The sequence below is a fragment of the Baaleninema simplex PCC 7105 genome (assembly GCF_000332355.1).
Lineage (GTDB): Bacteria > Cyanobacteriota > Cyanobacteriia > Cyanobacteriales > Geitlerinemataceae > Baaleninema > Baaleninema simplex.
The window spans coordinates 2,090,873-2,100,190 of record NZ_KB235958.1; the positions used below are offsets into that span (position 1 = coordinate 2,090,873).

Annotated in this window: 9 protein-coding genes; 6 read left to right on the forward strand and 3 right to left on the reverse strand. The window is 47.7% G+C overall.

Translation table 11 applies throughout. The annotated features are described in order from the left end of the window. Positions 1-82: 82 nt before the first annotated feature. Positions 83-202 carry a transposase family protein gene (locus GEI7105_RS41025; protein ID WP_245555458.1) on the reverse strand — a complete coding sequence of 40 codons (120 nt, stop codon included), beginning with the start codon at positions 200-202 and terminating at the stop codon, positions 83-85. A 200-nt stretch (positions 203-402) separates the two neighbouring features. Here GEI7105_RS41025 and GEI7105_RS0111395 point away from each other — a divergent pair, with 200 nt between their 5' ends. The 6 genes from GEI7105_RS0111395 (at position 403) to GEI7105_RS0111420 (ending at position 8,102) form a co-directional block, all read left to right on the forward strand. Further along, on the forward strand, positions 403-1,899 hold the full coding sequence (locus GEI7105_RS0111395; protein WP_281167016.1) for an RAMP superfamily CRISPR-associated protein: 1,497 nt from the start codon (positions 403-405) through the stop codon (positions 1,897-1,899). Then, the gene (gene csx19 / locus GEI7105_RS0111400; protein WP_017660589.1) at positions 1,896-2,480 is read left to right on the forward strand and encodes a type III-D CRISPR-associated protein Csx19; all 585 of its coding nucleotides are present in this window, start codon (positions 1,896-1,898) and stop codon (positions 2,478-2,480) included. Before GEI7105_RS0111395 ends, csx19 begins: the two co-directional genes overlap by 4 nt. Further along, positions 2,477-4,927, forward strand: coding sequence for a TIGR03986 family type III CRISPR-associated RAMP protein (locus GEI7105_RS30105; protein WP_051044138.1), 2,451 nt, complete (start codon positions 2,477-2,479; stop codon positions 4,925-4,927). Before csx19 ends, GEI7105_RS30105 begins: the two co-directional genes overlap by 4 nt. 60 nt (positions 4,928-4,987) lie before the next feature. Beyond that, positions 4,988-6,100 carry a putative CRISPR-associated protein gene (locus GEI7105_RS0111410; RefSeq protein WP_017660591.1) on the forward strand — a complete coding sequence of 371 codons (1,113 nt, stop codon included), beginning with the start codon at positions 4,988-4,990 and terminating at the stop codon, positions 6,098-6,100. Positions 6,101-6,129: 29 nt separating this feature from the next. Next, positions 6,130-7,449: a TIGR02710 family CRISPR-associated CARF protein gene (locus GEI7105_RS30110; RefSeq protein ID WP_017660592.1), complete on the forward strand. Its 1,320-nt coding sequence runs from the start codon at positions 6,130-6,132 to the stop codon at positions 7,447-7,449. Between the two features lie 86 nt (positions 7,450-7,535). Next, the gene (locus GEI7105_RS0111420; protein WP_017660593.1) at positions 7,536-8,102 is read left to right on the forward strand and encodes a Uma2 family endonuclease; all 567 of its coding nucleotides are present in this window, start codon (positions 7,536-7,538) and stop codon (positions 8,100-8,102) included. A 222-nt stretch (positions 8,103-8,324) separates the two neighbouring features. Here GEI7105_RS0111420 and GEI7105_RS0111425 read toward each other — a convergent pair whose 3' ends face one another. Together GEI7105_RS0111425 and GEI7105_RS39455 are read right to left on the reverse strand one after the other, a co-directional pair. After that, complete coding sequence (locus GEI7105_RS0111425) at positions 8,325-8,528, reverse strand: bifunctional adenosylcobinamide kinase/adenosylcobinamide-phosphate guanylyltransferase (protein WP_017660594.1); 204 nt, start codon at positions 8,526-8,528, stop codon at positions 8,325-8,327. A gap of 262 nt (positions 8,529-8,790) precedes the next feature. Continuing rightward, complete coding sequence (locus GEI7105_RS39455) at positions 8,791-8,973, reverse strand: plasmid mobilization protein (RefSeq protein ID WP_245555400.1); 183 nt, start codon at positions 8,971-8,973, stop codon at positions 8,791-8,793. Positions 8,974-9,318: the final 345 nt, after the last annotated feature.

Consider the following 9,318-nt stretch of genomic DNA (forward strand, 5'->3'; position numbering starts at 1 on the left):
CTCGTAAATATATTCTTCGTACCGCCTAGTAAACCTTCGACCAGTTTCAATAAAGTCTAGTTCTTCTGTAAAGTATTGTTGGTCATTTTTTACAGTAAAACTGACGCCGTGGTATTTGCAAATATACGAGTTGACCCGAAATGGGCAAGTCTCGAACTCTAACGGTTCGTGTTTGGTTAAGTTCGTCCCGTCTTTTTGCCACAATGAGGACAGGCAACTTCCTCTTCTCTAAAGCCTAGCTAGCAAAAATATTGCTTCGCGTTCCCTGACCACGCTTCTCACTCTTACTTTGGGTAAGTTGATTAAGTCTTACTACAAAAAAGTTCATCTTTAGATCCGCCTGCATTTGTTTTCTATTATACTATTATCACCTCAAACTCCGAAGACCCAGCGAAAACTCCGATTCATGTCGGTGGAGTTGGTGGCGATGCGGATACCGATTTGGCTTTAGCGGTGAACGGTCGCGGCAACTATTACCTTCCAGGGACGAGTTTAGCGGGAGCTTTTCGAGGATGGATGGAGAGTCTACTCGGCGAGGAGAACAAAGCACAGCTAAAAGACATTTGGGGCGACCACGAAAGCGACAAACACGGGGCGAGTTTCCTAATTCTCAACGATGCAGAAATTCAGGGAAAACAGAAGATCGAAATCCGCGAAGGGGTTGGGATCGATCGCCATACAGGAGCCGCTGCCGAACGCTTTAAATACAGCCGTGCGATTTTACCCAAAGGCGCTGAATTTCCCCTCAATATTACCTTCGATTCTCAGAAGGGAGAACCTCCCGCCGAACTCTGGTATCTCCTGCAAGCACTCGAACAGAGCGACATCCGCATCGGTGCCGCGAAAACGCGGGGACTCGGACGAGTTCAACTGATGAACAACCTGAAAATTGAAAAACAATCGCTCAACAACGCAGAGGGTCTGTTTGATGCCTTGATTAACGGGGGAGAAGTCCAAAATTGGACAGCGATTAAAGCGAACCATGAATATAAAGCCCCTGAGAATTTGAATGTTGAAATTACCTGGACACCTCGCGACCCCGTGATGGTAAAAGCCGAAGGAGACGGCATCGCCATTGATATGCTGCCCCTGGTGAGTCAGGTGGATTCTGACGTGTGGTTTGTCATTCCCGGCAGTTCCATTAAAGGGGTACTTCGTGCCCACGCCGAACGCATTGTTCGGACAGTTTGTCAAGTCGATATTGCGAAAGAAGAGATAGAATTTGACGAACAAATACAAGTTTCGCTGGTCGAAGTTTTGTTCGGTTCGGCTGAAAAGAATTCGGGAAAATCCAAAAACGGCAAACCGAAATCCAACGGACAGATTGGCATGATTTCCATTGACGATTGTTATGCCAAGATTTCCATGTCCGCGACGGATTGGGCGAAGGTGGAAAATGCCACCAGCATGGAAAAAGACTTGAAACCCCATTTGAAAGCGGCGTTGGGAGGCAAGGGCGATCCTTACAAAACACTCCAACCTGCTATGCACGTGGCGGTCGATCGCTGGACGGGAGGTGCAGCGGACGGGATGCTTTATAGCGTTTTGGAACCGATTGGCGTGGTGTGGGATGCGATCGGTTTGCAGGTGGATTTGGCGCGATTGAGAAAGTATCACGAAGACTTGGTTCAACCTGCGATCGCGCTGTTGCTTTTGGTGTTACGAGATTTTGCCAACCGCAAGATTCCCATCGGTTACGGGACGAATCGCGGTATGGGAACTGTGGCGGTGACGGACATGAAGTTAAACGCCAGTGGGACCCTCGATGATTTACCGGGTTTGGAGGGGGAAATTTCCCTTGCATCCGATTTATCTAATCTTGATGCTGAGTTACGGCAACAATTGAGCGATAAATGGCAAGCCTGGATCGCACAAGAAATGCAGAAGGAGGCAGTATGACGAAAAATCAAGAACGCACATTATATAGTTGCCGCAGTGACAAGCCAATTACCCTAGCGAAAGCAGTTCAATCTTGCAGTCAATTTCTACAAGGGGCGATCGCACTTTTTTACTCTCCCCAGAGTTGTCAGATTGCCAAACTCGATGACGCTCGAGTCCATGACTCTTATGGACGTGAAATTAACCTCAGCAAGCATCAGGACATTTTCGAGGCTCGGGTATTTAATGACAACTGCGAATTACGGTGGTTAAACCGTTTAAATGGTGAAGGAGACGCGGTTCTTTTATCAGAGTTTGAACAGTCGATCGACGGATTTCTTTCCCATAAATCAAAGTTCCGTGAATCGATCGAACAGCAATATTTGCTGTGGGGAGAGCCAGCCAAAAATTCGCCCAAATCTCCCAATTGGCAACGCTTGGCTTCAGCACGGATTGGGAAGTTAGACGTGCCGATCGACCAAAGTTTGGAGGGTAAACAGCGAGTTTACCTGTCCTCTTTGGAATATTTGGCAAAAGTAGACAAATTTGGAAACTTTGCCGTCATCGAAGAACGTTTAGTGAGCTTGGAGGTCAAGTCATGATAACTGGAATACTACAAGTCAAGGTTAAAAAGAACCAGAAAGGTAATATCAAACGCAGCTTCAGTTTTTCTTACACCTCTGGGGGAATGTACCGAAGCCTCAAGTTTGAAAGCATCCCTGAGGAGCAAATTTCTTTGGCATTGCTTCAGAAAATCCTAACGACTCCACAGTCGTTAAGGCTTGAGGTTGAGTTTGAAGAAGACGACGATCGAATTCTCAAACTTCGAGAAAAAGGACAAGTGTGGGATCGCAATGCTCCTAAAGCCTCTTCCAAATCTTCGGGGTCTTCCAAAGCCGCAAATTCTCAGCAATTCCACAATCCCTACAATTTTGTTCCTGCACTGCCTCGCAAAACAGACGATCGAGAATTGGGGGATGGAAAACCTGTCGGACACGGATGCTATCACCTCGATCGCTGGACGGGACGCATTTCCGTCAAACTGACGACGGTAACACCGCTCCTCATTCCCGATGCATCGGAAATGACTGAAAACAACGACCATAAAACCTATCCAGTGCGATTAGGTGCAGATGGCAAACCTTACTTACCGCCAACATCCCTCAAGGGAATGTTGCGATCTGCCTACGAAGCTGTCACGAATTCTCGGCTTTCCGTCTTTTTCAAACACGATAAGCGACTAGCTTATCGAATGTCGGCTAAGAAAGGAACGACGGCGAAACCTGCTCGCGTCGAAAAACGCGGTAACGATTTATATTTGCGGATTTTAGAGGATTCTAGCTGTGTCGGTGGCGCTGCAAAGTTGCCTCGTTATGACAAGAAAGGAGGCAAACCCGACAAAGGAGAACGCTATAAAGCCTTGAAGTACAATTCAACGGGAGAGTTACCTCAACATGGCGATCGCGTTTGCGTCCAACTCAGCAAAGGTAAAGTCAGCCACATCGAACCCTGGGATTCGCAGGATTTGCCTGGTGGCGATTGGAAACTCGGCTGGGTTTGCGTGACGGGCGCCAATATTGGTGGAAAGCAGAACGAGCGCGTCTTTCTTCAAAATGGCGCGGATGTCTCAGTCAAAGTTAACGACAAAATTGTCGAACTTTGGGAAGATCTCATCGCTGACTATCAGAAAACTCACGAAAAAGATCTAGACGATCGCAAGAAAAAACGGCAGTCTCCGAGTGCTTATCTTGGCAATCAACCGGGACAAACGGCTTGGTCTCGTCATGTTTACGAGAAGAGCGAAGCGAAGTTGAAAGAGGGAACTCTCTGTTACGTTGAACTCGAGAAAGGTTACGATCCTGACAATCTACACTATACCGATATTATTGCGCTTCAACCTGTGACAATTTCTCGGCGGCTTTACGATGTCCGGCCAGAAGACATATTACCGAAAAGTTTGCACCCCGCACAAAACAAACAAGAACTTTCTCCTGCCGATCGCGTGTTTGGTTGGGTCAATCAAAACAGCCAAGGAGCCTACAAAGGACATCTTCGTGTTCATAGCGTCGAGTGTCAAACCGCAAAAGAGAAAGCGATCGCTCATTTTGACAAACCAGGAGTTCCACTGGCTATTCTCGGACAGCCTAAACCCGCACAAACGCGATTCTACTGCGCGGACGATAAAAACGGTACGCCACTGAAAAAAGGAGACAAGAAAGAGTACGGTTACGCCAGCAATCATCGCGGTTTGCGGGGTCGCAAGGTTTATCCTCATCACCGAAATCTACCAGAAGGGTACTGGAACAAACCCACTCGCGATCGCACTCAAAACCCTCAAAACGGCTACTATCAAGAATATCGCCGTCCCAGTGGAGAAAATGAGCGAGATTCGCAAAATCGATCGATAACGGGTTGGGTGAATCCCGACACTGAATTTACGTTTGACATCGACGTGACAAATTTATCCTGTGTTGAACTCGGTGCGCTTTTGTGGTTGCTGAGCTTGCCGGAAAATCATTATCACCGACTGGGAGGTGGTAAGCCGTTAGGTTTTGGAAGTGTTCGTTTGGAACTCGATCGCGATAACAGTGATTTGAGAACCGGAAAAGAGTGGGTGAAGTTTTATCAATCTCTGATGCCTATCGAGAATAAAACGACAGATTTCAGTGGTTGCATTGGCAAGTATCAAGATGCGGTAGCTGAAATTTATGGTAACAAACAATCATTCGAGCGCATCCCGTTCGTCGCCGCGTTTTGTCAAAATGCGATGGGTTTTGAAGATGGTTCTCCCATTCACTATCCTCGTAAGTCATCAAAAATCGATCCCGAGGGTAAAAACTATGAATGGTTTACAGACAATGAAGGGGGAGATATGTGGAGCTTGCCGACTTTAGAAAGTGGTAAACCACTCCCGCTTAAATCTCGCACGAATCCCAAACAATCCCAAGGAAAATCCAACGGCACTACCACGGCGGCTACCGAACGAGCTAAACCGTCTGGTCAAAAGTCAAAAAACAGCAGCAAGAAAAATAAGAAAAAGCCTAAATAGCTGCTGGCTAAGTTCTGGATTTTGCTTCAATTCAATTACTACCTTACAAGTGAGTCAACTATGGCTAAAACTATTATCTGTTCGGTCGGAACCAGTGCTGCTAAGAACTTGGATGTTCCTCCCTGGAAACTCGCTGAATGGGTACAAAACCATGAAAACATCGACAGTGCCATGACTGAAATGTTTGAAACATTTCGAGATCTCAATCCAACAGATGAATCGAATTTGACTCAAAAGTTATCCGCCGAAATTCATTCGTTGGTTCGCATGGGAATCGACACCAGCGATCGCGTTTTGCTACTCGCATCGGAAACGCCTGATGGAAAATGTTGTGCCTATTCAGTGGCTAAATATTTGGAGCATCACTGGCCGGGAATTTACACGAAAGTCGAACCCATTCCGGGTTTGCAGGTGACGGATGCCGATCGATTCCGCAATACTGGCGTTGTCAACTTCGTGCAGCGGGTGACGCGAGAGATTCGAGATTACAGAAACGTTGTTTTGAATCCGACGGGAGGCTTTAAAGCACTCGTTCCCTATACAGTTTTGTTGGGAATGTTAAAAGGGGTTCCCTGCGATTATATTTTCGAACGATCGACGGCATTACTTGAGTTGCCACCACTTCCATTGGAATTCAAGCGCTCTCAATTTGAGGCGTACAAAGAAATTTTTGAAACTATCGATCGGGAGTGTTTCATCCCATATTCTCGGTGGGAACAAGACGTGCCTTATCAGGAGCGGTTACTCCTCGAACCCTTAATCGAAAAATCTTCTGAAGGGATTACGCTATCTGCTATCGGTTTTTTGTTTTTAGATGAAATGAAAAGTCCGTCAGCGTTGGTTCCCTTCCTGTCTCAGCAAGCGATTCGAGATTGCTTTGAAACACTGTCAAAATTGGATAATTGCGACCCCTTTCAATATCTTCAGCGCGTTTGCCGTTCGGAAGAAGTACTGAATAATGCCAAACACATCAAGTCAGACGAGACAACTTGGTTGAAACCTGGAAATACCAAGGATCGATATTTGGTTTCAGTAGAGGGGTGGCGACTGCTTGTCTGGCGTGGAATTAGCAAAAATAACGAGGGTGATAATTACCCGAACAAAGTCAAAGTCAATCCCGCCACCGATCGCCGCAAGTACGCACCGTTTATGCGTCTCGATTTTGTGAATTAATTTTCAGGTGTTACAGGATACTCGTTGACATGAAAACACTCTTCATTACCGTTGGTGGTTCCCCACAACCGATTCTAACGTCCGTCAAAAGCCTCAACCCCGATCGCGTCGTCTTTATCTGTTCCGACGGTGCAAAAGGCAGCCAGTCGCAAATTATCGAAGAAGGGAAACCCTGCGAAGTTCGTAAAGGCAGCGAAGTGGTCGATCGCCTTCCCAACATTCCCACACAACTGGGATTAGGCGATAGGTTCGATCGCGATCGCGACGTAATTCTCGTCAGCAATCCCGACGATTTGTCTGAATGTTACGGCAAAATTGCCCAAAAAGTGCGGGAGGCGCGAAACGACGACGCCAACGCGCAACTTCTCGCCGACTACACCGGGGGAACGAAAACCATGTCCGTGGCATTGGCACAGGTGGCACTCGACGACAAACTCGAAACCTACGTCACCAGCAGTACGCGGCGGGATAACTTAGTGAAAGTCGAACGGGGGGAACGAGTTCGGCGTGCCACCACCTCGGCGGTGACAGTGGAACGGACGATTTTACAAGTGCTTCCGGCGTTTTTGCGACAGTACAACTACCCCGCCGCCATCGCGGAGTTGGAAACGCTGCTGCAAGAACGGGAACTGTCGGGAGATAACGCCGATCGCGTTCAACTGTGGCTCGACTGCTGCGCGGGTTTCGACTTGTGGGATCGCTTCGACCACGCAGAAGCCTGGTTCTACCTGAAAGACTATCTCAAATATCCCCAGTTGCGAGAGCCAATTTTTTTCCTCAAGCGGGTCATGGGAAGTCGCGAAGCCTTTGCACCAGCAGCAGGAGACGGGTTTACTGCACCGGAATCCATCCGCGGCCACGGTTACGAAATCGTCGAAGACGTACTGCTCAACGCCGAACGACGATCGACCTTGGCTCGATACGACGACGCGGTGGCGCGATTGTATCGCACCTTGGAACTCTTGGCACAGGTGCGGTTGTGGGAAGCTTACGAAATTCAGACGGGAGATGTGGCGTTGGACAAACTCCCCGAAGCATTGCGTCCGAAGTACGAAGCCTTGCAAGCTGAAGGCAAAATTAAAATTGGACTTTTTAAGGCGTATACCCTGTTGACGGAGTTTCCCGACGATCCCGTGGGGATACAGTTTGCGTCGGCGAAGGGTCGGATTCAAGACGCGCTGCAAGTGCGAAATCACTCAATTTTAGCCCACGGCTTGCGTCCGGTGACAGAATCGGACTACCGCCAATTGGAAGCAGCGATCGCGCCTTTCGTTCGGGAGGCGATCGCGGCGGTGGTGTCGAAAAAGTCTCCATCTCCAGTTCAGTTTCCCTCAGAGTGGGAAATGTAGCGGTTTTCTCCTAAACTTGACAGGACAGATACCCGATACTTCAGACGGTCAATTTCTCCTGAATCTCCCGTTGAGGAAAATCAAAAATGCGATCGACCGTTCAGTCAAATTCGTTATCCTTCAGCGAATTTCTACAACTCCCCGAAACCAAGCCAGCGACAGAATACATCGCTGGAAAAACCTATCAAAAACCGATACCGAAAGGGAAACATAGCCGACTGCAAACCCGACTCTCGGCAGAAATTAATAGGGTAGCAGAACCCGATCGCATCGCCTGTGCGTTTACAGAGTTACGCTGCACGTTTGGAGGAAGATCGATCGTTCCAGATATTTCAGTGTTTGCTTGGCAAAATATTCCCCTAGACGAACGCGGCGAGGTTGAAAATTCATTCGATCTACCACCGGACTGGACGATTGAAATTTTATCTCTCGAACAAAGTCCCACTCGCGTCATGAGCAATATCTTATTTTGTCTCAACGCCGGAACTCAACTCAGTTGGCTCGTCGATCCTGAAGAACGGTCGATCGCCATTTTTAAACCGAGAGAACAACCCGAAATTAAGCAAAATGACGATCGACTCCCTGTTTTGAGTCTTTTAACCGATTGGAATATCTCGGTACGGTATGTTTTTAGTGGCTTGAATTTCAGTTAACGTTAAAATTGCAGATATTTTAAGGTCGTCCCGAGTTTGGGAGTATTTACAAAGCGGGTTCGTGAGGATCGATCGCCGATTCAAAAATGCTAAATCTCAGAAAGACCAGTGGGTGAGGAAGTTCACCGAAAAACTGGCACAGTGTCACCAGACTCAGCCCCCCAAGAAATACGATCGCAGTCATTATGGCTTTCAGTCAGTTCCAATCTATTGGTTCGATTCTTAAGGAATTTGGTATTTCTCTTCTTCTACCGTTCGCCAGGTGGCGTCGCGATCGCTCTGGTGGCGTCGAATCCGTTCGAGATAGTTGTCGTCCCAAATCCGCGATGTGGCTAGATAAATCGGCGTATCGGACAAGCGTTTAGCCAACTGTTGCGCGAATTTGCTTTTACCGGAACGCTGTCCGCCAGTAATAAAGTAAATCACAACAGTTCGACTTGAAAAGAATTGCTGCTTTTCTTAAATTGACCAAAAAACCGGGATACAAGCCCCGTCCCTTCGACTTGGCTCACTTCGACAAGCTCACTTCGACAAGCTCACTTCGACAAGCTCACTTCGACAAGCTCACTTCGACAAGCTCACTTCGACAAGCTCACTTCGACAAGCTCACTTCGACAAGCTCAGTGCAAGCAGTGCAAGCAGTGCAAGCAGTGCAAGCAGTGCAAGCAGTGCGAGCAGGGCAAGCCTTCTAGGACGGCTTTTTACTGGGTTCTGGAAAACGAGCAATTAAACTTCTAATTAGTTCTGATTGTGTCATACCACGCCTAGCAGCTTCTTCTACAAGCTGTCTTTTTTCATATTCGGCAACTCTCAAAAATATTTTCTCGGTTTTCATATTCTCTTGGTGCGCGTTCCCTTCGACTAAGCTCACTTCGACAAGCTCACTTCGACAAGCTCACTTCGACAAGCTCACTTCGACAAGCTCACTTCGACAAGCTCAGTGCAAGCAGTGCAAGCAGTGCGAGCAGGGCAAGCCCTAGCGCCGTACGACGGCGCGGGGTCGCACCGCAAATTGTCCGGTCAAATAGCAATATATACAGTATACTATAATTAAGGAGGACAAACCCATGAAAGCTAGATACTAAGCAGGTCATACAAAAAAAAGGAGGTATATTACAGATTATAAAGTGTTTCCCCAGAAAGGAGTCAGAGGTATGGGAGCCAGACTGAGAGTGTTTCTCAACCGTGAAGAAGAAAGAACGCTCTGGGAGATGAG